Below are 25,234 nucleotides of genomic sequence, written 5' to 3'. Positions count from 1 at the left end.
GTGAATCAACCGCCTGCCTGAGTGCCGATCATGACGGAGGCCAGGTCGGCAAGCGCGCGCAGACTGTCCATCTGGCGCATGTCCTGGTGGTAGCCCATCCAAATGTCGCGGCCTGGGGGTGGTTCATCCGAATCGATCAGTCGCAACGCTGTCAACTTGTCGCCCAACGCGCGGGGCAATACCGCGACGCCCTGCCCCTGCGCGCACATTTGCGCCTGGACTGTGCGGCTGCTACTGGTAAACACGGTACGCGCCAGAGGGTAACGCTGCTGCAGCCACTGCACATCGGGATAATGGGACTGGGCAACACTCATGGTGATCAGCCCCAGCCCGTCGCCCTGTGGCTCAGGGTCAGCAGATCCAACGGCTGCGTATAACCCGTAAGTCAGGGAGATCAGCTTGCGGTGCACGATATTGGGCTCGGTGAACGGAACGATTCGAAACGCGATGTCGGCGTCGCGGCGAGCCAGGTCAAACAATCGATGCCCGGCGATCACCTCAGGCACGATCAACGGATAGCGCCGGACCAGTTCACTCAGCACCGGGGCCAGCACATAACAGGCGAACCAGTCCGCGCAGGAAATGCGCAACACACCTTCGGGCTGTGTGCTGTCCCCCGCCAGGCGTCTTTCGATGGCCAACGCACTTTGCTCCATTTCCTGCGCGAGGCTGAGCAGCTTTTCTCCGCTTTCGGTCAGGACCAGACCCTGGTTGGTACGCAGGAAAACGGGCTGGCCACTGGACTGTTCCAACACCTGCAAGCGCCGCCCCACGGTCGGATGGCTGACCCCCAACAGCTTGGCGGCGGCGCCCAATGACCCGCTTCGGGCAATCGCGAGAAAGACCCGCACATCACTCCAGTCCATGCTCTGCCCCCGTACAAAAATGAACAGTGAGAGTGCAGCAATGGCAGTGCCGTAGCAATCCCGTGCCCGACATACTTGTCTGCATTCACCGTCGTCGAATACCAACCGGAGACTGCAAATGAAGATTGGTTTTATCGGAGTGGGAAGCATGGGCAGAGCGATCATTCCACTGCTCGTCCGCGCTGGCCATCACGTCTCTGCATGGAACCGCAGTTACGCGGCGATCAAGGATCTTGAAGGCATCAGCGTTCTCGAATCGCCGGCCTCGGCGTTCCAGCAAGAGGTGGTCGTCACTCTTCTGGCCGATGATGCCGCCGTCAGACAAGTGCTGCTCTCCAGCGCTGCTCTGGAAACTGCAGACAAAGCTTGCGTGCATGTCGTGATGTCGACCTTGTCGCCTTCGCTGATGTTGGAGTTGCAGCGCGAACATGACGCCGTCGGCATGCCATTGATCGCGGCACCGGTCTTCGGGGTGCCTGCCGTGGCGGCCAAGGGCGAGCTGAATATCCTGGCGGCCGGATCGCAGGCAGCGGTCTCGGCCGTCCAACCGCTGTTCGACCTGCTCGGGAAAAACACCTGGTATCTGGGCGACCAACCTGAACAGGCCTGTATCGCGAAAATCGCCGGCAACATGATGATCACCCAAGCCATCCAGTCGCTGGGCGAAGCCAGCGGACTCGTTCAACGCCACGGACTGAGTCCTTCGATTTTCATCAATCTCATGACCCAGACCCTGTTCGCCTGCCCCAGTTATCAACGCTACGGGCGGAACATCGTCAGCAGCAATTTTGAACCGGGTTTCAAACTGTCGCTTGGCCTCAAGGATATAAATCTGGCGATCGATGCGGGTCGTCTTAAGGGGCTGGAACTGCCAGCGGCGGATGCCGTGCGATTGAAAATGACGTCGGCGGTAGCCCGGGGGCATGGCGACAAGGACTGGTCGGTTTTCGCTCAGCAGACGAATCATTGAGAAGCTCTTTCGAACACCTGCCACGAGGTCATTCATGGAAAACTCCGACATCGCGCGTCAACTCACAACATTCAGGAAAACCATCGACAATATCGACGCCGCCCTCATCCACCTGCTCGCGGAACGGTTTCGCTGTACCGATGAGGTGGGCCTGACCCCGGCGCCACTTATCGAAGCAATCAGACGAGCAGAACCGCATGAAATGGCCAACGATCGAGCAAATTCGCAGCTTTACCGATTTACCCTCCGGCTACAGTTGGGATTACCTGAAACGTGAGGAGATCAATGTCGCGACAGATTTTTTCCGCGCATGGTTTCCCTCCATTGCGGTGGGGTTGGGAAGCCCATTTCTGGACCCGCAGTTCTACGCAGACAACGTGGTGCTCGAAGACGATCCGGAGCCAAGAATAATCGCCATAGTCGTCCGCCAGAACGATGAGATTGTCGCTATCGCCACGTGGGAAAAAATTGACGGTGCTGACGTTATTTTCGGGAGGGTCGGCGCGGTAGCCAAACCGCATAGACAAGCCAGTCTGGCCGTTGCGGCCCAGGACCTGGGAGAAAAAATCGGCAGGTTCATCGGTGCGGGGCTGATCTATGGCATGGCAACAACCCGCACGCCGTATATGCAACAAGCACTGGAGCAAGCCGGTTACAAGGCCGTTGGGATAATGCCTGGCCTCGATCAGGAAGAAACAGCGCCCGGAATCGTGCGCAGGATTTACGAAGTCATCTACGTAAAACGCCTCGCCCCACACGCCGACTTTCTGATTCCTTCCGCTCATAACCTTACCCCTACAGTCGCGCGACTTTACGCAGAGATATTTCAAGGTGATGACGACACGAACTGACGAGCCAGGGAATCTGCTGGGGTTCGCGCTTATGCAAGTTCGCGACGACAGTTGACGGGTCTATTGACGGGGCTGCCCTGCTGGGTAACACCAAGCAAGCCGGTCGCGGCGCTGAACACCGCGACCGGGTAATCGAGCACCTTAGGCGAATGACGTCTCGTGCTCGCTTTCATGCACGTAAATCCACGAGATTCCCGACGGCGAGGCCGGGTCGAGGCGCATGGCCAATGCGTCGTACAAAGGTTTTATGGCGCCCTCCGATTGGGAAGCCACGCCGCGCGACCACGGAAAAAAGAGGTTGTACCATCGATACACTTCCGCTTCGACGAGCGCAGTTTTATCCGGGGTTTCGAGTAGTTGCTGGTGCTCAGGGCCAGGATCTGCGAGAACTCGAAACACTGCCCGCGACCACTCCAGCAAATCCATTTCCCAGGCTGCCGGGCCTGGGCTACACAACGATACATAACCTCCCTTGGCACGACACATCCCAGGTACATGCCGATGCAAAAGTGTGGGCCATCGGAACCTGACGTTCCGACTCCCTCACTCACTCAGGCAGAGCAATTCATGATCAATCAAATCGACACTGTGCTGTACACCGGCAAGACCCGCACAACCGGCGGCCGCGATGGCGCTTCGCGCAGTTCGGACGGCAATCTGGACATCAAACTGTCACCACCCGGTTCGCACGGCAGCGGCACCAACCCGGAACAACTGCTGGCGGCAGGTTGGTCAGCCTGCTTCATCGGCGCTATGGGCAAAGCGGCCGTGTCACTGAAGCTCAAACTGCCGGTTGATGTGGCGGTAGAAACCGAAATCGATCTGGGCAAGACCGGCGATGCGTTTTTCCTGCGGGCCCGTTTGAATGTCAGCCTGCCGGGGCTGGAGCCTTCGGTCGCCCAGGCGCTGATGGAAGCCGCGCACCAGACTTGCCCCTACTCCAAGGCCACTCACGGCAATATCGATGTCACCCTGCGCCTGATCTGAAACAGGTCACGCCGGTTTCATCCTCAAACGCCCGAGGCAGTGCCTCGGGCGTTTTGTTTTTTCGCGAACGCGATTTCACATTTTTTTCACGAATCGCTTTGTCGCTGTAAAAAACCCTGACACAATTATTGGCAATGATTCTCAACTGCTCTTTATTTGCTATTTAAAATCAGGGAAATTTCATGTCGCGTCCTACCTCGCAACATCGTTTCAACCCGTCACGCAACCTTCTGTCCATGGCCATCTGCATGGCCGTCATGACGCCGGCGCTGGCCGATGAAACCCGCGAGACGCAGGACACCGCTCCACCCGCCACCCTCGAACTCGGCGCAACCGCCATCACTTCCACCCAACTGGGCAGCACCACCGAAGGCTCCGACTCCTATACCACCGGCACCATGGCCACCGCCACCAAACTGCCGTTGACCCTGCGCGAAACGCCGCAGGCCGTCACCGTGATCACCCGCCAGCGCATGGACGATCAGGCGATGACCAGCATCAATGACGTGGTCAACGCCACGCCGGGATTGTTCCTCAACTACTCCGACGGCCCCGGCCGGCAGTCCTACAAAGCCCGGGGTTTCGACATCGACAACCTGATGTACGACGGCATTCCGAGCGGCTACAACGGCGTGAAACTCGGCTCCCAGCCGAATCTGGCGATGTTTGATCGGGTCGAGGTCGTTCGGGGCGCGACCGGTCTGGTCACCGGTTCCGGCAACCCTTCGGCAGCGATCAACCTGGTCCGTAAACGGCCATTGGCCGAGCAGCGTGTCACCCTCACCGGCGCTGCCGGGACGTGGGACAACTATCGCGGCGAACTCGATGCTTCCAGCCCACTCAATGACAGCGGCACCCTGCGCGGCCGGGTGGTCACGTCCTATCGCGACGCCAACAGTTTTATCGATGACGTGGGCGAGCGACACAACCTGTTCTACGCCGTCACCGAAGCCGACCTGAGCGATGACACCACGCTGACCTTCGGTTTCTCCAACCAGAAAGACAAAACCAACTACTTCTGGGGCTCGTCGATGATCGGTCTCGACGGTCATCACCTCGATCTGCCGCGCTCCTACAACCCCGGCACCTATTGGGAGAACAAGGATCAGGAGATCAACACCGTCTTCGCCGAGATCCGGCAGCAACTGGCCAATGACTGGAAGCTGCAGGTCAATGCCAACTACTCCGAACAGGACGCGCTGTTCTCCGGTTCGTACCAGTCGCGCTGGGTCAACAACACCCTGGCCCGCACGGTTTACCAGTCAAGGGCCGATGAAAACCAGGCCGGTCTGGACGCCTTCTTCAGCGGCCCGTTCGAGGCCTTCGGACGTAGCCATGAATTGGTGGTCGGCGCCAGCAAACGCATCTACGACCTGACCACCCACAACTATTCGCCGTACGACACCAACTGGCCGATCAACGCCGGCAAGCCGGACTTCGTCCACACCAACAACACGCGTGAAGTCACGACTCAGGACGGCGTGTACCTGACCACCCGCCTGAGCCTGGCTGACCCGCTGAAGCTGATCCTCGGCGGACGTCTGGACTGGTACGACTACGACAACCGTGATGGCGACGGCGACTACAAGGTCACCCGCAACGTCACCCGTTATGCCGGCCTGATCTACGAACTGGACGACCATCACTCGATCTACGCCAGCTACAGCGACATCTTCACGCCGCAAAGCAACAAGGACACCTCCGGCAGCCCGGTCAAACCGATCGTGGGCAAGAACTACGAGGTCGGCATCAAGGGCGAATACCTGGGCGGCGCGCTGAATGCCAGCCTCGCCGTATTCCGGGTCGATCAGGAAAACCGCGCAGTGCAGGTGTTCGTGCCGAACTGCCCGCAGTCGTCCTGCTATGAAGCCTCCGGCGAAATTCGCAGCCAGGGTATCGACCTGGAACTGCAAGGCGCGCTCACCGACAACTGGCAGATCGGCGGCGGCTACACCTACGCCCGCACTCATACCATCAAGGACGAAGCGAATCCGCAGAACGTGAACAAGCAGTTCGACACTGACACGCCGGAACACCTGTTCAAACTGACCACCCGCTACGACTTCCAGGGCCCGCTGGAAAAACTGCGCGTGGGCGGCAACATTTCCTGGCAGAGCCGCATGTACAACGACATCGAACTGCTCGATGGCGGCAACTACCGCCTCAAGCAAGGTGCGTACGCCGTGACCGACCTGATGGCCGGCTACCGGGTCAATGAGAACCTCGATCTGCAACTCAACGCCAACAACATCTTCGACCGCAAGTACTATTCCGCCATCGCCAACTCCGTCAGTTACGGCGGCGACAGCTACGGCACCCCGCGCAACATGATGTTGACGGCCAAGTACAGCTTCTGACTTGTTCTGGCGCAGGGACGCGCCAACCCCGCCAGGATTCCTCCCGCCACGCCCTACATACCAAAGCGTTAATTTCGAAAACCCATGTCTGGTTTTCAGCGGCTCTCCTTTGCCCAAAGATTGCCTTCGGCCAAGGCAGCAGCCCTTGCCGCCTGTGCGACTTAAACAACTCAATGGGTGTTCAAAATGACTGACGAGAAAAACGGGACCACGCGTCGTGGCTTGATCACGACCGGGGCCATGGCCGCAACCCTGGCGATGGCATTGCCGGCGCTGGCCACACAGCAGACACCGACTTCCGCGTCAGGGGTCAGCAAAAGCGCCGGCAACGGCAGTGGCTCGGGAATGTTCACCGTCAAGGATGGCACGCAAATTTTCTACAAGGACTGGGGTCAAGGGCAGCCGATCGTGTTCCACCACGGCTGGCCCCTTTCCAGTGATGACTGGGATGCGCAAATGTTGTTTTTCCTCGGCAAGGGCTTCCGCGTCATCGCCCATGACCGACGTGGCCATGGGCGATCTTCCCAGACGGCCAGTGGCAACGACATGGACACCTACGCCGCCGACGTTGCCGAGTTGATGGCGCACCTGAACATCCGCAACGCCGTCCACATCGGCCACTCCACCGGCGGCGGTGAAGTGGCACGCTACGTGGCGCGTCATGGACGCGGGCGGGTGGCCAAGGCCGTGCTGATCGGTGCCGTGCCCCCCATCATGCTGCGCACCGCAAAAAATCCCGGTGGCCTCGCGATGGATGTGTTTGACGGATTGCGCAAAGCACTCGCGCAGAACCGCAGCCAGTTTTATCGTGACTTCCCGAGCGGGCCTTTCTACGGTTTCAATCGTCCCGGCGCCAAGGTGTCTGAAGCGATTGTCGAAAACTGGTGGCGTCAGGGCATGAACGGCGGGATCAAGGCGCAGTACGACTGCATCAGCGCGTTCTCCGAAACCGATTTCACCGATGACCTGAAAAACATCGAGGTGCCGACTCTGGTGTTGCACGGCGAAGATGACCAGATCGTGCCCATCGCGAATTCGGCCCATCTGTCCATCAAACTGCTCAAGCACGGCACGCTGAAAACCTATCCCGGCCAGCCCCATGGTATGTGCACCACGAACGGCGACACCATCAACGCAGACCTTCTGGCGTTTATCAATGCGTGATGTTCCGGGGCCGCGTCCTCACGACAAATCACGTACGACCCTCTAAAAAGAAAAGCTCCGACCCAGTCGGAGCTTTTTTATTGGGCGATTGACACAGCCATTGCCATTTCCTACCGGGCGATCGTCAACGTCTGATCGAGGGGCAACGCCTGGCGCAACCTGGGCACTACCTGCAACTCAAGCGGTGTGCCAAAAAACGCCTGGCAACGCGAACGCAGCCAACGTTGAGCACAATCGTTGTGCGCAGCCGCGCGCCAGACCATGGAAAGCTCCCGCGATGGCAGTAACAGAGGGGCCGGTTCGGCCCTGATATCCTCCACGGAGGCCATGGCCTTCGCCACATAATCCGGCACGATGACCAGCATGTCGCTTTGCGCCAACAGTCTTGGCAAGGCGCTGAACTGCGGCACCGCCAGCACCACTTTGCGCCGACGCCCCAGCAGATCCAGGGCATGGTCGGTGTCATCCTTGACCTTGCCCATGGACGACACGATGGCATGCGGTCGCTCGCAGAACTCATCGAGTGCCAGCAGGCCCGGCCGCGTGTCCGAGCGCAAAAGCATCGGCCGGATCAATCGCAGACTCTTGCGTCGCGCGTTGGCTGGCAGATCGAGCGTAGGGCTGATCCCCAGAGCGATCTCGCCATTGAACAGCCGCTGCGCCATCTGCTGCTCATCGACCCGTAGCACCACCAATGCAATGTTCGGTGCCTCGATACGAAGCTGGCGTAACAGTCGAGGAAGAAGCGCGTATTCGACATCGTCGGACAGGCCAACCTGAAAGGTCGCTTCGCTGGTGCCCGGATCAAACGGCTGGCAACGGCTCAACGCCGCGACCACGCCATCCAGCGCCGGCGTCAGATTGGCGAAAATTTCCTCGGCCCGAGCAGTCGGCTCCATCACCCTCCCCGCGCGCACGAACAAGGGATCGTCGAAAAGCACGCGCAAACGCCCAAGCGCCGCACTGATGGTCGGTTGGCCGAGAAACAGCTTCTCGCCGACCCGGCTGACATTGCGCTCATGCATCAGCGTCTCGAAGACCACCAGCAGATGGATGTCGACACGACGGAGATCATTTCTGTTCATGAAGTTCACCACCCGGCACGCGGCCATTGAGATCGACGGAGAGCAGGTAAAGGTTAAGGGCGTGCCTGCCGGGCGTCTGTGGTACTTGGGGACAGCGAGATCATGCGTAAGGTGAGTGTTTTGATACTTGCGTATGAACTGTTTGAACCTGACAGCTGCATCGGGCTGCGAATAGACCGCTGCGATGGCCGTTTTTTCGGGTTTTTTGTCCTAGCTGACGGAGTGTTGCCCCTCTACGATGCTGAACCGTTTATCTGCTCCCCGCCCAAACCTGCGGCGTGACCGTGTCTTTGGTCGGGCATACACTCGAAAGAGCAAACACAGGTACCCGGGCCGAGGGATAGGCATATTTTTGATGGGGCTTCACCGATACCACGACGAGCTCCACAACGTCACAACCTCTTGGGAAAAAAGCAATGAACAACAATCCCATCAGCAATAACCCCAGCGAGCCAGTGGTATTCATCGTCGACGACGATGCAGCGCTGCGTGAATCCCTCGGCAGCCTGTTGCGCTCCATTGGCCTTAAAGTCGAACTGTTCGGTTCGGTCGCCGAGTTCATGAAACATCAACGTCCCGACACCGTCAGTTGTCTGGTACTCGACGTGCGCCTGCAAGGCAGCAGCGGGCTGGATTTCCAGAATGAACTGGCCGCTGCCGGCATCAACGTGCCGATCGTGTTCATCACCGGGCACGGCGATATCGCCATGACCGTGCGCGCCATGAAAGCCGGCGCGGTGGACTTCCTGACCAAACCGTTTCGCGAGCAGGACCTGATCGATGCTGTCTGCGCCGCACATTCGCGAGACAGGCAACGTCGCGAATCCGGGCGCCATGCCGATGAACTGCGCGCGCGCCATGGGACGCTGACACCCCGTGAGCAGACGGTCATGGCGCTGGCAGCCTCAGGCCTGATGAACAAGCAGATCGCCGGGGAGATCGGCCTCAGCGAAATCACCGTGAAAATCCACCGAGGCCAGGCCATGCGCAAGATGGGCGCGCGCTCATTTGCCGATCTGGTGCGCATGGCCGAGGTCATCGCGGCGCAGCCTGTCAATCGGTGACCACATGAACCAGAACGGGACGGCTCAAGGGGCCGGGATGGCGCACGTTTGTGCCATCAGGCAAGGCATCGAAAGACTCGGCACAACTAACACTTAGGTATATCCCGTTCATACGTAGTCATACTTCGATTGACCCAATGCAGCGATGCCAGAGAATAACTCTTCGAATAACATCTTTATTCAAATCAATATTAATCAATACAACGATTGGTGAATGACAGACAGTCGCCAACAACGGTCATGCCTGAAAAACAAGTTCAGACTTTTCAACCTCTTCATTAATACGCCCTTCATAGCATTTGCCTGTTTCATCGAGAGAACACGACCTGCCGTCCGATAGCAAAAATCTGGAAGAATAAATGTCTATCATCAAACGTCGCGCACAACTTCTTTGCTCAGACGCCTTCGCCTGGCTTGCCGCCATTGCAGTCGGCAGCATGATCTATATCACCAACGCTTACCTTGATCTGGACGTTGCGCCGACGTTGTTCTATATCACGCTGGTGTTCATGTCCGCGAACATCTTCCCGGTTCCGGTATTCCTGGCCGTTGCGCTGGGTTGCCTCACGCTCCTGACAGCCGACTTCCTGATCGACCAAGGCTATCGCGATCACAGGAGCATCGCCGGATTCGTCAGGTGCGTGATCGCGCTGACGACCATTTCCCTGTTGGCGCTGCGCAGTAAACGCGCCACTGAAACGTTGCGGCGCAAGGAAGCCTTCTTTCTCGGCGCACAGAAACTCAGCCACACCGGCAGCATCGGTTTCATCATCGATAAAAAGGTCAGCGTGTCCTTGTCCTGGTCGGAAGAATCCTCACGCATTTTCGAGTACCCACCGAACGTCACTCCGACTCTCGCCCTGGTCAAGTCACGCACCCATCCCGATGATCTACCGGTGATCGATCAGGTGCTGGACCAATTTGCGCGCCGCCAGGAGCTTATCGAAGCCGAGCATCGACTGGTCATGCCGGATGGTCGGATCAAGCATGTGCAGATGATCGCCAGCCCTTTGCCCAGGCATCGCGGGCGCACGCAATACGCCGGCGCGCTGATGGAAGTCACCGCCAGCAAACAGTCCGAAGAGGCGCTGTTTCACTCGCAAGCCACCCTCGCCCACGTCACACGCCTGACCTCCATGGGCGAACTGGCAGCCTCCATCGCCCACGAAATCAATCAGCCGCTGGCAGCGGTCATTACCAGCGGCGAATCCTGCAAACGCTGGATCAACCGTCCCGAGCCCAATCTGGAAGAAGCACGCCGTTCGCTGGACCGGATCATTCAAAACTCGGTCAGGGTCTCCGACGTCATCGCCTGTATCCGGGCCTTGTCGCGCCACAGCGAGGTGCAGCGCAATGTCGAAGTGTTTGACGAGATCGTCAGTGACTCGCTGACGCTGATGCAACACGACATCTGCTTTCACGAGGTTCGCCCGCACGCACAACTGGGCACTCGCGGCGCCCTGATCAAAGGCGATCGTGTGCAACTGCAGCAAGTCATCATCAATCTGATCATCAACGCCTGCCAGGCCATGGCCAACGTGCAAGAACGAGCCCGGACGCTACGGATCAACACCTCGATTTTGCACAACGAGGCTGTGCTTGAAATCGCCGATTCCGGCGTCGGCATTGCCGCAGACATCCTGCCTTCGCTGTTCGACCCGTTCTTCACGACCAAACCGACCGGCCTCGGAATGGGCCTCTCCATTTGCCGGTCGATCATTGAATTCCACGGCGGGCGCATCTGGGTCAACAGTACCGAGGGCGTCGGTACGCAGTTCGTATTTGCAATTCCGTTGGCGGCGCCCGAACACGATCAATGACTGTCATCCACCCCTGACGTCGCCGGCCGGCGATATGGAGATCCGCATTGTCTACTCAACGCACAAACCCCGACCCCGAATCCGAAAATCCGCTACGAGAACGAACCGTGGTTTTCGTGGCGTATCCGCAAATGGGCCTGCTGGATCTGACCGGTGCCCAGACCGTCTTATGGGCGGCAAGCTGCAGACTGGCGCAACTCGGCTTGCCCGGTTACGCCTTGCACACCGCAAGCCTGCATGGCGGGCCGGTGCAGACCGGCGAAGGCCTGGTGGTGCAAACCCGGCGGCTGGATGAGCTAAGCGGCGAGCCGATCAATACGCTGATCGTTCCGGGCTCGGCATCCATTCGCCAGGCCATGCTCGACAACGCGCCGCTGGTGGACTGGTTGCGCGTCACCTCAGCCACGGCCAGCCGTACAACGTCGGTATGCAGCGGCGCATTTTTCCTGGCTCAGGCGGGACTGCTCGACGGCCTGCGCGTGGCGACACACTGGCTGATGGCTGACACGTTCGAGCGGCTGTTTCCAAAGGTCGAACTGGATCGCGAAGCCATCTTCGTTCGCCAGGCATCGGTGTGGACTTCGGCCGGGGTCAGCGCGGGAATCGATCTTGCACTGGCACTGGTCGAGGCCGACAACGGCCGTGATGTGGCCATGCAGGTCGCCCGGCGCATGGTCGTTTACTACCGGCGCCCGGACAACCAGGAACAGTGGAGTCCACTGTTGCACTCACAACATTCAATCGCGCTCGAGCGCTAGCTGGAGACGGTGGTCATGAACGCACCGCACAAACTGCTCCTGGTCAGTCACCCGCCCTGCGTCAGCCGCTACGGCACGCACACATCGCTATGCACCGCTGAGCGCGTGGAGATCATCGACGCGTTGACGCAGACTCTTGGCGCTACGCTGAATATTCTGGCGCGACTCAAACACAGCCAGCAGACATTGCGCACCGTCAGTTTCTTACCGGTGCAGACACTGTTGCGCAGGTTGCTGAATGCCAATACCCGATACGCCGACTTTCTCGTCACCGGCATCACGGATCTGGGTGGCCATGCCCAGCGTGACGCGCTATACCGCCTCAATGACGCGGCAGAACCGTTGTGTTTCGCCGACTGCCTGAAAGGCATTGATCGCGCCATACGCCGGCTCGGGGCCGCCGACGCCTTGTTCCGCGACTGTCGCGCCAGTGCAATTGCCAATAACGACTACGCCAGCCGACAACTTTTTGAAGCCTGCATTCGGCATAACAGGTACTTTCTTTCGTTAATCAACAACCACTTGTTTGCTGAACATTAATTAACTGTCGCAACTAACAAAAAAACCAACCAAACATACCCACGTATACTATTCCACAACTTTTGAAGGCGTATCTTGCAAGTATGGCGGGCGCTACAGCCACCCGCAAAGACGCAAGGTTTCCCCATGTTCAACTCAGCTATTATTTCAGTTGTCGATGATGACGAACTTGTTCTGGTTTCACTGGACAGCTTGTTGCGGTCTTGCGGTTATACAGTCAAGACGTTCACCAGCGCGTTTGCTTTTCTTGAATCAAGCGCGCCAGAGCAGACCGGGTGCCTGATCTCCGACATTCAGATGCCCGGCATGTGCGGGGTCGAAATGTACGAGGCGCTGGCGGCCAGGAAGATCCACATTCCGACTATCTTCATCACCGGCAAGCCGGGCCTGCCCCCTGAGTTCAGCAGCCGTGTGAAGACGCCGGAGGGCTATTTCTCCAAACCGTTCCATACCGACGCACTGCTGGCCTGCATCGAACAGGTGCTGATGCGCCGACGTTGAGCGGCCCCCTCGAACAAGGCGATGCAGAGCTGCCGCTGCCCGTTCGATAAACCTCAAAGCAAAAAAAGGCCCCGCAAGCTCATCACTTGCGGGGCCTGATTTTTAGCGAGGCCGGCCGAATGCAGCCGGGCCGCCGACAGCCGATCAGTAATCCCAGAACGCTGCAATCCAGCGGAACGCGTCACCATCGACCGCTACTCGGCCCACCGAAGGGAACGGCAGGTGCGTGGCGACAAACCACTCACCGCTCGCCGCCGCCTCGCGCATCAGACGCACGCGCACCCGCACCGATTCTTCAGGGTCATGCTCGAAGCCGTTGTGCCATTCCGGGTGTTCGAAGGCCACCGGAAACAAGGCATCGCCGGCAAAGGTCAGGCGTTCACCGCCGGAGTTGACGTAAACAATGCTGTGGCCCGGCGTATGCCCACCGGTCAGCTTCACCACCACGCCCGGCGCCACCTCGTATTCATCGTCGAAAGTGCGCACCCGGCTCCGGTAATCGTTGATGAACTGATTGGCTGTCGCGCGCAGAACGTCAGGCACCGGCGCCGGCATCTCGGTCTGAGTGAAGTCCGGAGTTTCCCAGAACTCGACTTCTTTCGCTGAAACATGGATCCGCACATCCGGACGCAGCCGGCTCTTCACTTCGTCGACCAGCAGGCCGCCGACATGGTCCATGTGCATGTGCGTGATCACGATGTCGGTCACCGCTGCCAGATCAATGCCGGCCGCTTCCAGCCGTTTCGGCAGCTGGCCGGCCCGGGGAAAGCCGGGAAACTGCCCGCCCAGTCCGGCGTCGACCAGGATGATCTGCTCGCCGCTGCGCACCACCAGCACGTTGAGTGCCCAGTCGAACGCGTCCGGCCCCAGAAACATGTCCTTGAACCAGGCGGCACGAGCCTGCGGGTCAGCATTGGTCGACATGGTCGAGGTCGGCAGCGGCAGGACGCCATCGCTGATCACCACCACGTCGATGTCGCCGACCTGCAGTGCGTAGCGCGAAGGCACCAGCTCCTGAGCCTGGCCGAAATTCGAGGTGAATGGCAGGCTGGTGGCTGAGTGGGTTTGTTGGGAGTGATTCAGATAGGTAGACATGGTCGCTTTCCTGTTGGCTGAGTCGAAATTGCTCGGAGCAATGCCGCAAGAGCGGCATAAAGCTCCTTGAAAGCGAGTGTGCATCGCGACCCTGACGACCAATACCATACGCGGGTATAGGGATTGCGCCGGATCGAGCGAGTACGGCCGGCGCTGAAGTGGCTGCGTCCCATACCAATGTATATTCGCGCTGGCGCCCGCAAACGCGGACACTAGGGCACACCGGATCGTCGAAAACTGGCGGTCACCAAGCCCTCAAAGCCGTCATGAACTCAATTTTTCATCACCCCGACCCACTCACCTGTCTGCTCGCGCAGCCGCGCACGCTGGTGTTCCTGGCCTATCCGCAAATGGGCTTGCTGGACCTGACCGGCGCACAGACCGTGTTCTGGGCAGCGTCCAAAGCCAGGGCCGAACGCGGCCTGCCTGGCTACGCGATGCACACCGCAAGCCTCGCCGGCGGATTGATTGCCACCGCCGAAGGGCTGGCGGTCAACACCGTCCCACTGAACACCTTTGACGAAACCGCGATAGATACCCTGATCGTGCCCGGTGCACCGAACATCCGGCAGGCCATGCTCGACAACGTTGCGCTGGTGGACTGGTTGCGCGCGGCGTCGGTTAAGGCGGGACGCACCGCCTCGGTGTGCAGCGGCACCTTTCTGCTGGCCCAGGCCGGGCTGCTGGAAGGGTTGCGCGCGACCACCCACTGGGGGATGTGCGACATGCTCAAGGGTGGTTTTCCCAGTGTCGATGTCGATCTTGATGCGATCTACATCCAGCAAGGCAAGGTCTGGACTTCCGCCGGGGTCACCACCGGAATCGACATGGCGCTGGCACTGGTCGAAGCCGATTGCGGCAGGGCCATAGCTCTACAGGTCGCGCGGGAGCTGGTGGTTTTTCTCAAGCGGCCCGGCGGTCAGGCGCAGTTCAGCCAGTTGCTGCAATCACAGATCGACGACCGCGGCAGCTTCGACGAACTGCACCTGTGGATCAGCGAAAACCTCGGCGACACGGGCCTGAACGTCGAAACCCTGGCCCGACAGGCACAGATGAGCCCGCGCAATTTCGCTCGAGTCTACAAACGCAAGACCGGTCGCACACCGGCGAAGGCGCTTGAGCTGTTTCGCCTGGAAGCGGCGCGACGGATGCTCGAAGACTCCCAGCGCAACATCGACCAGATCGCGCAGTTGTGCGGGTTCGGCGACGAAGAACGCATGCGCGACACCTTCTACCGTCATCTCTCGGTCTCGCCTCGGGAATACCGCAGCCGGTTCTCGCGCTGACGCCACACACCGCAAGGGCATCGGGCTCGCAGGCGTTCAAATACTGTCGCTATACACACGTATAAGTACGCCGCCGGATCGAGCGGCGTATCGTGCGGCAATGGCGGGCGTCCTCGACGGGCTACCCGAGATCAGCCCTGGTAAAGCAATGTCCCACACCGCTGTTGTTTCGGTTGTCGATGATGATGAATCCGTGCGCATGGCGCTGGACAGCCTGTTGCGCTCTCACGGCTACAGCGTGCGGCTGTACCCGAACGCCGAGGCTTTTCTGGCGATGACCGCACCGCCCCGCCCCGGCTGCATCATCTCGGATATCCAGATGCCCGGACTGTCCGGCATCCAGATGTACGACGCACTGTGCGCCCGAGGCCTACGCATCCCGATCATTTTCATCACTGGCTACCAGGGCCCACCGCCAAAGGTCAACGCAGCATTTCCCGAGCCGCTCGCCTACTTCCCGAAACCCTTTCCCTGCGGCGAACTCATCACCTGCATCGAAAGCGCGTTCAATCGCACCGTTTGAATGCCCTCTTCCTATACCTGTGTATACCCGCCTCACACCTAAGCATGTCGGCGCTGACCCTATGTAGAAGTGTTCCGCCGCGCCTTCCTCGATAGCATTTTCTCCAGCGAATCGAACCGGTTCTGCGGTTGCTCACAACAACCTGCTTCGTGCAGACCGGGAGACGGTCACGCGTGAACAGTCAAGTCGTTCAACGATCAGAATTTCTCAGGAGTCATCCGATGAAACAGCACATTTTAGTGATAGGCGCAGGATTTGGTGGAGTCTGGAGCGCCTTGAGCGCCGCACGACTGCTGGACCAGCATGATCGTAACGACGTGCAGATCACCGTCCTGGCGCCCCAGGCAGAACTGCGTATCCGCCCACGCTTCTACGAGCCGGACGTCCACAACATGAAGGCGCCGCTGGGTGAACTGTTCGATGCGGTCGGCGTGAGATTCGTCAAAGGCATCGCCGACAACATCGACACCCAAAGCAAGCAGGTGACCTACAGCGATGCCTTCGGCGCGCAAGGCAAGCTGAACTATGACCGGCTGGTATTGGCCGCCGGCAGTCGCGTGATTCGCCCACCGCTCAAAGGCATGATCGAACACGCTTTCGATGTCGACCAGATAGAAGAAGCCGCCCGCCTCGAAGCCCATATCAAATCCTTGAAGAACCAGCCGTCGAGCGCTGCGCGAAATACCGTGGTGGTCGCCGGTGGTGGTTTTACCGGGATCGAAACCGCCACCGAAATGCCCGCCCGCCTGCGTGCCGCTCTGGGTGACGATGCGCCGATCAGAGTCATCGTAGTGGATCGTTCGCCGCAAATCGCCGCGACGTTGGGTGAAGGCATTCGCCCTTCCATCGTGGAAGCTTCCAGGGAGCTGGGCATCGAATGGATAGTCGACGCCTCGGTCGCCTCGGTCGATGCCGGCGGCGTGACCCTGGCCGACGGCCAACGTATCGAATCCAGCACCGTCGTCTGGACCGTTGGTTTCCGCGCCAGCCCGCTCACCGAACAGGTGCCGGGCAGCCGTGATCCGCAAGGGCGCCTGCACGTCGACGGCCACTTGAAAGTGCTGGGGCATGTGGATGTCTTCGCTGCCGGCGACGTCGCTTATGCCGCCACGGATGATCTCGGAAACTACGCCGCGATGTCCTGCCAGCATGCGATCAGCCTGGGCCGTTATGCCGGCAACAATGTGGCGGCTGACCTGATCGGTGTCGCGCCGATGACCTACAGCCAGCCCAAGTACGTGACCTGCCTTGACCTCGGCGCCTGGGGCGCCGTGTTCACCGAGGGCTGGGACCGTCAATTGAAACTGGTCGGGCAAGAAGCCAAAGACCTCAAGACTCAGATCAATACCGTTTGGATCTACCCGCCGGCCGCCGATCGTGCAACCGCACTGGCCGCTGCCGACCCGTTGATTCCGGTGGCCTGATCCCGCGACGCTTGACCCTTCTCTACTGCTGCGCGCATTCCCAGGCGCCCGCCACGGTTTTTTTGGCGGGCGCTTTTTTCTGCTCACGGAAGCAGAACGGGATCGGCCGGCAAGACAAACTGCACGACGGCACCGCACGGCTGATTGGCCTCGATCCACAATTGACCGCCATGGGTCTCGATGATCGAACGGCAGATCGACAGCCCCATGCCCAGCCCCGTGGGTTTGGTGGTGTAAAACGGTGTAAACAGCTGCCCGATCGAATGCGCGCCGAACCCCGGCCCCGAATCGCTGACACACACCCACACCTGCTCCGCTTCATTGGCTTGCGTGCGGATGCGCAGCTCTCCTTTGACGACACCTGCACCGCTCATGGCTTCCAGTGCGTTCATCACCAGATTGAGCACCACTTGCTGCAGCTCGACCCGGTCGCCATCGACCCGTGGCAAACTGGCCGCCATCTGCGCCTCGACCGAAACCCCGGCCTTCTGCGCCTGGCTCCGGGTGATCTCGATGACTTCGCCAATCACCTCATTGAGGTTGACCGGCTCCTTTGGCTGAGGGGCCTTGCGAATCAGCCCGCGAATACGATCCAGCACCTCACTGCCCCGATGGGCATCCCTGACGATCCGCTCCAGGCACAGGCGGGTTTCTTCGAGGTTCGGTGGCGCCGCACCCGACCAGCGCAGCGCTGCCTGGGCGCTGGCGAGTGTCGAGGCCAGCGGCTGGCTGACTTCATGGGCAATCGAGGCCGCGAGTTGCCCCATGGTCGCGACGCGGCAGGCATGGGCCAGCTCAGCCTGTATCTCGCGATAACGCTGCTCGCTTTCGCGGCTTTTGACCTCGCGCTCGGCGACATCGCGGTACAGGCGTGCATTGACCAGCGAGATCGCCGCCTGTGAGGCGATCAGCCTCAGCGAGGCGATCCGTGAGGGGCTGAACACCCGCGAAGTCAGGTTGTTTTCCAGATACAGCACGCCGATCAGTTTCGCCTGATTGAGCAACGGCAGGCAGAGTACCGAGCGCACACGATGCTGGCGAACATACGGGTCGGCCGCGAACGATGGTTCGGCCAAGGCATCAGCCAGTACCAGGTTTTCCTGAGTGCGCAGCACCTGGTTCAGGACCGACTCCGGCAACAGCCTCGCAGCCACCGGCGCATCGCGCAGATCCAGTTGCGTCGCGTCGTCACGAGTGATCGCCTCGGCGACGATCCGCTGCTTGCCCTGCTCCGTCAGGATCAGCACGCCACGCTGCGCGCCGGCCTGTTCGATTGCGGTGCGCATGATCATGTCGATCAGCTTTTCGAGGACGATTTCACTGGAGGCCGCTTGCGACACCTTTAACACGGTCGCAAGGTCCAGATGCTCCACCGGCGTGGCGATGGTACTGGTGGGACCGGGCAGCGGTTTTTCGACCCGCAGGAACGTGTGCTCGGCCTCCAGTTGTCGCACTTTGCCCTCGGCGCCCCAGCGCTGATAGCCGTAGCGCGCATCCTGAAGATAGACCCGGGCAATCTTGTGCAGCCCGCGGTTTTCATAGAAACGCGCGGCGAGCTCGTTGGCCAGCGCTTCGATATGCAGGAAGCCGCTGCGCTGAGCTGATTCGATTGCTTGTTCGAAGCAATGCTCGGCCTCTGGCAGCCGGCCCTCCAGACGGGCAATTTCACCCGCCAGCAATGCGGCGTGGCTGGCGAAATTGTCCGGGCAGAGTTCGGCCCAGACCTGCAATTGCCGGTGTTGCGCGGTGATGACGTCGAGTTGCGCCTGCCGTTCACCGGCGGGCCTGGTGCTGCACAGGGCAGCGAGGGTCAAGGCCTGGTAGAAGCAATATTCGGCTTCCTCAAGAAACGAGTGCGATGACCTGAGCAATTGTCGAGCGGCGGCGCCGGCCTCTGCCGCTGCTTCGTAGTAGCCGGCGAAATAACAGGCCTGCAAGGTGCGAATCCAGTGCCAGCAAATGGCAACCAATGAGGTCTGGTGATCCTCGCAGTGGCGCTCGGCAAATGCGCCCGGGCCGATACTGCCGAAAGTTGGCGTCTGGCCCCGGAGCATCCGGATAAACGCCAACTGCGTTTCGATGAAGTCGATGACCACGCCGAACCCGATTTTTCTGGCGTAAGCCAACCCGCGCTCGGCCTCCTCATGCAATTCGGCCAGGGGTTCGCCGGTGGCCAACAGGTTGGAGACCCGGCTGTTGCCGGTGAACGCGGCAATCGGCAGATCACCAGTGCGGTTCGCCACTTCAAATATACGGGCCAAAGGCTCAAGGCAGGTTCGTATCGGTTGAGCCCAGCGTTTGGCAAACAACCAGAACGCCAGTTGCGTACGTGCCTGATAGCGTTCCAGATCGCGCCGTTCGACCAGTCGACAGCCCAGCTCGGCGAACGCCACGCCGGCCGGATAGTCCGCGAACCGCCGCCCGGCGATCCGCGATACGTTGGCATAGGCCACGCACGAAGCATCGCTGTTGCCGTATTCAATGCTCAGATTGATCGCCCGGCACATGGCCAGGCCCGGAAGATTGCCGTCCATATGGACCGCTGCCACGATCAGCTTGGTCAGGGCTTCAAGAGTGGCAAGCGCGGTTTCATCCACCATGGGCGGCAGATCGATCAATGCTTCGATAGGACGCTCGCCGAGCCTTTGCCCGATCTGCCGGTATTCGTCACGCACCTCGTCGTCATCGGGATGAGGCGACCACTCGATCCCCAGATAACGCAGGAAAGCCAGGCAGACCGTCACCGCGTTGTCGCTCTGATTCAGAACCAGGTAGAGATCCGCTTGCAGGCAGGCGACCCGGGTGCGTTCGATCAGCGTCAGCGCACGGCGTGACAATTGCCGCAGACGCGCTTCGGCGCTCCCCAACTGGCGGGTAAGGAATTCGCAAAAGGCCCGGCCGGACTCCAGCGCAAACATCAACTCACGCTGATGTTCCCAGCCGCCCTCGCCCAGCAGCGCTGCGCCCTGGGCGAAGTACGTCAGCGCCGAAGCATAGGCCGTTGACGCTCTGGCCCGTTCGCCCGCCAGCAGGTTCAATTGCGACAGGTGTTCGCGCTCCTGTTGTCGATTCATCAGCGCGGCACCTCGATTGAGTTGGCCGACCATCTCGAAAATCTTTTCTGCATGCTTGTCTGCCGGCGTCTTCTCCACCAGCGAACGTCCGATCCGCAGGTGATGCTGCGCACGGGCAGCCTCATCAATCAGCAGATACGCCGCTTCCTGGACCCGATCGTGAACAAACCCATAAGTGCTGTCCTGACGCGTGATCAATTCATGACGAACCGCCGGCCACAACACCCCGTGAACCTGTGCGACAGGCAAGTCCAGAACGGTAGACAGGGAGGCGACATCGGCGAGGTTGCCCAGGCACGCCAGTTGCTGCAACGCCTGCTGCGTTTCAGCGGGCAACCGTGCCATCTTGTCGAGCATCAGGTCGACCACATTGTCGGTGTAGCCCCTGGTGTGTATGCGCTGTGCGTCCCAGACCCATTGCCGGCGGTCATGATCGAAAGTCAGCAGATCCTGTTCGACCAGGGTTTGCAGGAACTGAATGACGAAGAAAGGATTGCCCTGCGTCTTGTCCAGAATCAGCTGCGCGAGCGGCGCGATGTACGACGGCTCGGAGCGCGATGACTCGGCGATCAACTGCTCGATGTGCGATCGGGCCAGCGGCAACAGGGTGATCTGATGTATCCGCCCCCCAGCCGCTTTGATGGCGCTCAACCGGGTGGTCAACGGATGCGAGGCATCCACCTCATTGCTGCGGTAAGCGCCGATCAGCATCAAGTGCTGCAAGTGGGAATGCGTCAGCAGTTCCTCCAGCCAATTGAGTGTCGCGACATCCAGCCATTGCAAATCATCCAGAAACAGCACAAGTGGATGTTCGGCGCGGGCAAACACGCCGATAAACCGTCGCAATACCTGCAAGAACCGGCGTTGCGCCTGTGGCGGCTCCAGGTCTGCTACCGGCGGCGTATCGCCGATGATCAGTTTCAGCTCCGGAATCAGGTCGCTCACCAGCCGCGCCTCGGCGCCCAGCGCTTGCCGCAGCGCGTTGCGCCACTCGGCCATTTGCGAATCGCTCTGGCCCAGAAGCGTGCGCACCAGCCCTTGGAACGCCTGGGCCAGAGTCGAATAAGGTACGTCGCGTTTGTACTGGTCGAACTTTCCGCTGGCGAACAACCCGCGCACCGGCACCAGGGTTTGATGCAGCTCGTGGACCACCGAGGATTTACCGATGCCCGAATAGCCGCAAACCAGCACCAGCTCCGGTCGGTGGCTGACGGCAATCCGTTCGAACGCGGCAATCAGCGTCTGGACTTCGGGCTCTCGGCCGTAGAGCTTTTCGGGGATCAGCAAACGGTCGCACGTCCCCTGCTCGTCCAGCGCAAACTCGTCCATATTCTGCAGGTGCCAGCCTGCCAGACAATGGCGCAGATCCTGCTCGACGCCAAGCGCAGACTGATAGCGCTCCTCGGCGGTCTTGGCCAGCAGCTTCATGACGATTCGCGACAGCATCTCGGGCACCGTCGCCACGCGCGCACTCGGCGACATCGGCGTACGCGCGATATGGCAATGCAGCCATTCCATCGGATCGGCAGCGCTGAACGGCAGCGACCCGGTGAGCATTTGATAGAGCGTGACGCCGAAGGCATAGAGGTCGCTGCGCGAATCCACCAAGCGGTTCATCCGGCCCGTCTGTTCCGGGGCCATATAGGCCAGGGTCCCGGACAATGTTTCTGGCGGTTCCGCGGGCTGCCGTTCCCGGGGCAGACGCGATGCGAGGCCGAAACCGGTGAGTCGGGCGTGCCCATCGGGGCAGTTCACCAGAAGGTGAGCGGGCTTGATGTCTTTGTGAATCAGGCCACGTCGATGCAACTTGCCCAGTGCAACCGCCACGCTGATGGCCAGCGGCAGAAACGTCGCAACGTCCAGGGGTGCCTTCAGCAAACGGGCCAGCGGCACGCCGCCCGGGTCTTCGAGCACCAGCTGCAGGCGGCCCTCGTCATGCAACAACTCAAGGGGACGGGCCGCCCAGTCGCTCTCCAACTGGTCTTTCAGGGAAAACTCATGGGCAAGCCGCTCGACGCTGGCGCCCGAAGGTTGCTCCGTAGCGAGCGAGGCGATCAGGACATCAACCTCATGACCGCCAGAAGCACGTCTGCCCCGCAGGAGAATGCGTTCTGCGTCGTCCCACAGCATCTGCATGCCTTCATTCATCGCCGTCGCAGCCGTTGGTAATCGCTGGATCATGGGGCACCGTTACCTGTATGCCGTTTGGCACCCTTTGCTAACCGTAGCTGAGGGAAAGGCAGGGAGAAAAACCAACGAAAATCTTTGCAGTAAAACCGACGCGCGGCAATCAAACGAAGGTGTTAAGGGAATGGACCACGGCCGGCGCGACAAACCTGACCCACCGGCAACGCAGCGACAGTAAACGGCAATCTAGCGCTGACTCGATGGCTGCGCCGCCAGAATCTCTTCCAGAAAATCGATGAACACATTGATACGACTGGAGCCCCGATGATTGGGCAGGTACAACGCATTGATGCAGCAGCTCGCATTACCCGGGTTGACTTCATACCCTGCCAGCAGCCGCGTCAACCGACCCGCCTCGACATCGGCGCGCACCAGCCAGTCGGCCAGCAGGGTCACCCCGCGCCCCGCCACCGCCGCTTCGCGCAGGATGTCGGCGTTGTTGCTTTGCAGGCGGCCGTGCACATTGAGCTGGATGGTTTCCTCGTCGCCCTGGAATGTCCAGTGCTGGTGCGAACCACCGTAGTCGAAGCGCAGGCATTGATGCTCAAGCAAATCGCGCGGATGCAAAGGCGCAGCGTGATGAGTCAGGTAATCCGGACTCGCCACCACCCAGCGCTGGAAGCCGCCCACGCGCTTGCTGACGATATCGTCACTGACCACCGACGATCCCAGTCGCACCGAGACATCGATCTGCTCGCTCAGCAGATCGCTGACCTGATCGCTCAACGACACACTGACTTCCAGCCCCGGATGGCGGTCGAGCAAAACCCCCAGTTGCGGTGCAATGATCTGGCGACCGAACTCGACCGGCACGCTGATGCGCAGCCGGCCCTGCGCCTCGCTGCCACGGTCGGCGACAACCGCGTCGGCCTCGTCGATGGCATCGAGAATGGCCACCGCTTTCTCGAAATAGGTTTGGCCGGCGACCGTCACGCTGGTGTTGCGTGTCGTGCGATTGAGCAGGCTGGCGCCCAGCTCGTTTTCCAGCCCCGCCACCTGGCGTGTCACCGAAGAGGTGGAGATGCCGAGTTTGCGCGCCGCCGAGGAATAACCACCGCAACGGACGGTTTCAACGAACATCTTCAGTGCCAGCAACTTGTCCATAAGTGGAGCCCGATCGAAAGGAAACGGTGATGATTGTGCATCACCGTTCGCCAATCGTCTTGTAAGACCGTGCTTGATCGGACTCACCGGTGTCTGAGGCTCAGGCATCGGTCTTGCGGCTCAGAAACATCGCCAGGGCCAGCGCCGGGAGCAACGCCACGGTCACGGCGGACAGGTTCCAGCCGAAATGCTCGTAGAGCGGACTTGCGACCAGCGATCCCAGCGCGCCGCCGACGAAGATGCTGGTCATGTACACGGCATTCAGGCGGGCCCGGCTGTGCGGATCAATGGCGTACACCTCGCGCTGACCCAGAACCATGTTCAGTTGCACGGCGAAGTCCAGCAGCACCGCGCAAACCACCAGCCAGACATAACTGCTGCCCGGCAGCGCGGCGATCAGCAAGGAGGCTGGCGCCAACAACAGTGCAACGAGCGTCCCGCGCCGACCGTGCCCGGCATCGGCCAACCGCCCGGCAATCGGCGCTGCAACCGCGCCCACGGCGCCGACCAGTGCAAAAATCGCCACCTGTGCCTGACTGAAACCGTGGTGTCGCATCAGCTCGATCGGTGCGAGGGTCCAGAACAGGCTGAAGCTGGCGAACAGCAAGCCCTGATACAGCGAACGCTGACGCAGGACCGCGTGCCGACGGGCCAGCGCAAACACCGAACCGATCAGCGCCACATACGTCGCCTGATGAGTCGGGACGCGGCGCGGCAAGGCAATCGCCGTGACCAGGGCGATGACGGCCATCAGTGCCGCTGCGCTGAAAAACACCCCGCGCCAGCCGAACACTTCCACCAACAGACTCGACAGTGGCCGCGACAGCAGAATGCCCAGCAACAGGCCGCTCATGATGTTGCCCACCACCCGCCCGCGGCTCGCCTCGGGCGCCAGATGCGCGGCCAGCGGCACCAGGATCTGTACCGCCACCGAAGTGAGGCCGATCAGCAACGACAGGACAAGGAACATCGACGGCGAATGCGTCAGACCGGCGCACAACAGCGTCACACTCGCCGCGAGGGTGAAGCCCACCACCAACCGACGGTTTTCCATCAGATCGGCCAGCGGCACCAGCAACAGCAGGCCCAATGCATAACCGAACTGCGTGAGTGAAACAATCAGACTGGCATTGGCACTGGACAGGCCGATTTGCGGCGCGATCAGTTCGACGATCGGCTGAGCGTAATAAAGGTTGGCCACGACCGCGCCGCAGCAGAATGCCAGGAACGCGACCATCAGGCCGGAAAGAGAAGCGGATTGTTCGGCCTTGCCCGCCGCTGCCGGATTGCCCGTAAGCATGATGACACCTCGATGAGTTTGGAAAGTGACGCCAAGGCTAGGGGCTGCGCCGGCCTTCGAGTATCCATCTGCCGGGCAATTGAGTGATGCGCCAAGTGCAACGGTCCCCAGGCGTTGCACTTGGCGCAACGTGCTATTGCGCGGTCTGGCAATACTCGGACGGATACACCTTCTCTACCCTTGGGCACTTGGCGCAGGGCTTTGCATCGGCGCCCTTTCCCGCTCTTTCAAGGAGTTGTCGAGATGCCGAATCCGTTCTTCACGCCCACCGCGTGCCT

Annotated in this window: 21 protein-coding genes; 14 read left to right on the top strand and 7 right to left on the bottom strand. The window is 60.4% G+C overall.

All coding sequences use genetic code 11. The features are described from left to right. Nucleotides 1-5 precede the first annotated feature (5 nt). The gene (locus tag CAF73_RS22535; protein WP_085703871.1) at nt 6-866 is read right to left on the bottom strand and encodes a LysR family transcriptional regulator; all 861 of its coding nucleotides are present in this window, start codon (nt 864-866) and stop codon (nt 6-8) included. 118 nt (nt 867-984) lie between these two features. Between CAF73_RS22535 and CAF73_RS22530 the strand changes: the two genes are divergently transcribed. Genes CAF73_RS22530 through CAF73_RS22520 form a run of 3 tightly spaced genes read left to right on the top strand, consistent with a single transcriptional unit; the run spans nt 985 to nt 2,687 of the window. Next, a complete protein-coding gene (locus tag CAF73_RS22530) occupies nt 985-1,836 on the top strand; it encodes an NAD(P)-dependent oxidoreductase (RefSeq protein ID WP_085703870.1) in 852 nt (283 codons plus the stop codon). 34 nt (nt 1,837-1,870) lie between these two features. Continuing rightward, a complete protein-coding gene (locus tag CAF73_RS22525; protein ID WP_085700772.1) occupies nt 1,871-2,113 on the top strand; it encodes a chorismate mutase in 243 nt (80 codons plus the stop codon). After that, a complete protein-coding gene (locus tag CAF73_RS22520; protein WP_139834863.1) occupies nt 2,034-2,687 on the top strand; it encodes a hypothetical protein in 654 nt (217 codons plus the stop codon). The genes CAF73_RS22525 and CAF73_RS22520 overlap by 80 nt, the downstream gene beginning before the upstream one ends. 141 nt (nt 2,688-2,828) lie before the next feature. Here the strand turns inward: CAF73_RS22520 and CAF73_RS22515 are convergent, their stop codons facing one another. Beyond that, entirely contained in the window at nt 2,829-3,113 is a 285-nt protein-coding gene (locus tag CAF73_RS22515; RefSeq protein ID WP_234205042.1) for a hypothetical protein, read from the bottom strand. A 141-nt stretch (nt 3,114-3,254) separates the two neighbouring features. Here CAF73_RS22515 and CAF73_RS22510 point away from each other — a divergent pair, with 141 nt between their 5' ends. From CAF73_RS22510 to CAF73_RS22500, 3 genes are all read left to right on the top strand, one after another. Further along, on the top strand, nt 3,255-3,674 hold the full coding sequence (locus tag CAF73_RS22510; protein ID WP_085700774.1) for an organic hydroperoxide resistance protein: 420 nt from the start codon (nt 3,255-3,257) through the stop codon (nt 3,672-3,674). A 182-nt stretch (nt 3,675-3,856) separates the two neighbouring features. Further along, entirely contained in the window at nt 3,857-6,031 is a 2,175-nt protein-coding gene (locus tag CAF73_RS22505) for a TonB-dependent siderophore receptor (RefSeq protein WP_085703869.1), read from the top strand. A gap of 345 nt (nt 6,032-6,376) precedes the next feature. Then, entirely contained in the window at nt 6,377-7,195 is an 819-nt protein-coding gene (locus CAF73_RS22500; protein ID WP_218191833.1) for an alpha/beta fold hydrolase, read from the top strand. A gap of 110 nt (nt 7,196-7,305) precedes the next feature. Here the strand turns inward: CAF73_RS22500 and CAF73_RS22495 are convergent, their stop codons facing one another. Next, complete coding sequence (locus tag CAF73_RS22495) at nt 7,306-8,280, bottom strand: LysR family transcriptional regulator (protein ID WP_085700777.1); 975 nt, start codon at nt 8,278-8,280, stop codon at nt 7,306-7,308. Between the two features lie 416 nt (nt 8,281-8,696). Here CAF73_RS22495 and CAF73_RS22490 point away from each other — a divergent pair, with 416 nt between their 5' ends. The 5 genes from CAF73_RS22490 to CAF73_RS22470 all read left to right on the top strand — a co-directional run bounded on the left by CAF73_RS22490 (nt 8,697) and on the right by CAF73_RS22470 (nt 12,963). Next, nucleotides 8,697-9,344, top strand: coding sequence for a response regulator transcription factor (locus CAF73_RS22490; RefSeq protein ID WP_085700778.1), 648 nt, complete (start codon nt 8,697-8,699; stop codon nt 9,342-9,344). A gap of 359 nt (nt 9,345-9,703) precedes the next feature. After that, a complete protein-coding gene (locus CAF73_RS22485) occupies nt 9,704-11,164 on the top strand; it encodes an ATP-binding protein (protein WP_085703868.1) in 1,461 nt (486 codons plus the stop codon). Between the two features lie 47 nt (nt 11,165-11,211). Next, a complete protein-coding gene (locus CAF73_RS22480; protein ID WP_085700780.1) occupies nt 11,212-11,922 on the top strand; it encodes an AraC family transcriptional regulator in 711 nt (236 codons plus the stop codon). Nucleotides 11,923-11,937: 15 nt separating this feature from the next. After that, on the top strand, nt 11,938-12,462 hold the full coding sequence (locus CAF73_RS22475; protein WP_085703867.1) for a hypothetical protein: 525 nt from the start codon (nt 11,938-11,940) through the stop codon (nt 12,460-12,462). 126 nt (nt 12,463-12,588) lie between these two features. After that, entirely contained in the window at nt 12,589-12,963 is a 375-nt protein-coding gene (locus tag CAF73_RS22470; RefSeq protein ID WP_085700782.1) for a response regulator, read from the top strand. A gap of 144 nt (nt 12,964-13,107) precedes the next feature. Here CAF73_RS22470 and CAF73_RS22465 read toward each other — a convergent pair whose 3' ends face one another. Then, a complete protein-coding gene (locus tag CAF73_RS22465) occupies nt 13,108-14,058 on the bottom strand; it encodes an MBL fold metallo-hydrolase (protein WP_085703866.1) in 951 nt (316 codons plus the stop codon). A gap of 266 nt (nt 14,059-14,324) precedes the next feature. On the opposite strand from CAF73_RS22465, the gene CAF73_RS22460 reads away from it, so the two are divergent. From CAF73_RS22460 to CAF73_RS22450, 3 genes are all read left to right on the top strand, one after another. Then, on the top strand, nt 14,325-15,344 hold the full coding sequence (locus CAF73_RS22460; RefSeq protein WP_085703865.1) for a GlxA family transcriptional regulator: 1,020 nt from the start codon (nt 14,325-14,327) through the stop codon (nt 15,342-15,344). Between the two features lie 148 nt (nt 15,345-15,492). Next, nucleotides 15,493-15,867: a response regulator transcription factor gene (locus tag CAF73_RS22455; RefSeq protein WP_170929793.1), complete on the top strand. Its 375-nt coding sequence runs from the start codon at nt 15,493-15,495 to the stop codon at nt 15,865-15,867. A gap of 221 nt (nt 15,868-16,088) precedes the next feature. Next, nucleotides 16,089-17,291 carry an NAD(P)/FAD-dependent oxidoreductase gene (locus tag CAF73_RS22450; RefSeq protein WP_085700786.1) on the top strand — a complete coding sequence of 401 codons (1,203 nt, stop codon included), beginning with the start codon at nt 16,089-16,091 and terminating at the stop codon, nt 17,289-17,291. A gap of 83 nt (nt 17,292-17,374) precedes the next feature. Here the strand turns inward: CAF73_RS22450 and CAF73_RS22445 are convergent, their stop codons facing one another. The 3 genes from CAF73_RS22445 to CAF73_RS22435 form a co-directional block, all read right to left on the bottom strand. Beyond that, a complete protein-coding gene (locus CAF73_RS22445) occupies nt 17,375-22,501 on the bottom strand; it encodes an AAA family ATPase (RefSeq protein WP_085704031.1) in 5,127 nt (1,708 codons plus the stop codon). 237 nt (nt 22,502-22,738) lie between these two features. Beyond that, nucleotides 22,739-23,656, bottom strand: coding sequence for a LysR family transcriptional regulator (locus CAF73_RS22440; RefSeq protein WP_085700787.1), 918 nt, complete (start codon nt 23,654-23,656; stop codon nt 22,739-22,741). Between the two features lie 100 nt (nt 23,657-23,756). Continuing rightward, nucleotides 23,757-24,956: an MFS transporter gene (locus tag CAF73_RS22435; RefSeq protein ID WP_085703864.1), complete on the bottom strand. Its 1,200-nt coding sequence runs from the start codon at nt 24,954-24,956 to the stop codon at nt 23,757-23,759. Nucleotides 24,957-25,234: the final 278 nt, after the last annotated feature.

It is taken from the genome of Pseudomonas sp. B15(2017) (assembly GCF_002113215.1).
Lineage (GTDB): Bacteria > Pseudomonadota > Gammaproteobacteria > Pseudomonadales > Pseudomonadaceae > Aquipseudomonas.
Note: the sequence above shows the minus strand (reverse complement) of the source record. Positions and strands in the feature narration are given on the sequence as shown.

Bases quoted from the DNA above. Each gene is read 5' to 3' on its own strand.
- CAF73_RS22465 (WP_085703866.1), bottom strand. From the start codon at position 14,058: ATGTCTACCTATCTGAATCACTCCCAACAAACCCACTCAGCCACCAGC.
- CAF73_RS22470 (WP_085700782.1), top strand. From the start codon at position 12,589: ATGTTCAACTCAGCTATTATTTCAGTTGTCGATGATGACGAACTTGTT.
- CAF73_RS22460 (WP_085703865.1), top strand. From the start codon at position 14,325: ATGAACTCAATTTTTCATCACCCCGACCCACTCACCTGTCTGCTCGCG.
- CAF73_RS22495 (WP_085700777.1), bottom strand. From the start codon at position 8,280: ATGAACAGAAATGATCTCCGTCGTGTCGACATCCATCTGCTGGTGGTC.
- CAF73_RS22525 (WP_085700772.1), top strand. From the start codon at position 1,871: ATGGAAAACTCCGACATCGCGCGTCAACTCACAACATTCAGGAAAACC.
- CAF73_RS22520 (WP_139834863.1), top strand. From the start codon at position 2,034: ATGAAATGGCCAACGATCGAGCAAATTCGCAGCTTTACCGATTTACCC.
- CAF73_RS22435 (WP_085703864.1), bottom strand. From the start codon at position 24,956: ATGCTTACGGGCAATCCGGCAGCGGCGGGCAAGGCCGAACAATCCGCT.
- CAF73_RS22445 (WP_085704031.1), bottom strand. From the start codon at position 22,501: ATGCAGATGCTGTGGGACGACGCAGAACGCATTCTCCTGCGGGGCAGA.
- CAF73_RS22510 (WP_085700774.1), top strand. From the start codon at position 3,255: ATGATCAATCAAATCGACACTGTGCTGTACACCGGCAAGACCCGCACA.
- CAF73_RS22485 (WP_085703868.1), top strand. From the start codon at position 9,704: ATGTCTATCATCAAACGTCGCGCACAACTTCTTTGCTCAGACGCCTTC.
- CAF73_RS22455 (WP_170929793.1), top strand. From the start codon at position 15,493: ATGTCCCACACCGCTGTTGTTTCGGTTGTCGATGATGATGAATCCGTG.
- CAF73_RS22450 (WP_085700786.1), top strand. From the start codon at position 16,089: ATGAAACAGCACATTTTAGTGATAGGCGCAGGATTTGGTGGAGTCTGG.
- CAF73_RS22440 (WP_085700787.1), bottom strand. From the start codon at position 23,656: ATGGACAAGTTGCTGGCACTGAAGATGTTCGTTGAAACCGTCCGTTGC.
- CAF73_RS22535 (WP_085703871.1), bottom strand. From the start codon at position 866: ATGGACTGGAGTGATGTGCGGGTCTTTCTCGCGATTGCCCGAAGCGGG.
- CAF73_RS22505 (WP_085703869.1), top strand. From the start codon at position 3,857: ATGTCGCGTCCTACCTCGCAACATCGTTTCAACCCGTCACGCAACCTT.
- CAF73_RS22475 (WP_085703867.1), top strand. From the start codon at position 11,938: ATGAACGCACCGCACAAACTGCTCCTGGTCAGTCACCCGCCCTGCGTC.
- CAF73_RS22490 (WP_085700778.1), top strand. From the start codon at position 8,697: ATGAACAACAATCCCATCAGCAATAACCCCAGCGAGCCAGTGGTATTC.
- CAF73_RS22500 (WP_218191833.1), top strand. From the start codon at position 6,377: ATGTTCACCGTCAAGGATGGCACGCAAATTTTCTACAAGGACTGGGGT.
- CAF73_RS22515 (WP_234205042.1), bottom strand. From the start codon at position 3,113: ATGGATTTGCTGGAGTGGTCGCGGGCAGTGTTTCGAGTTCTCGCAGAT.
- CAF73_RS22530 (WP_085703870.1), top strand. From the start codon at position 985: ATGAAGATTGGTTTTATCGGAGTGGGAAGCATGGGCAGAGCGATCATT.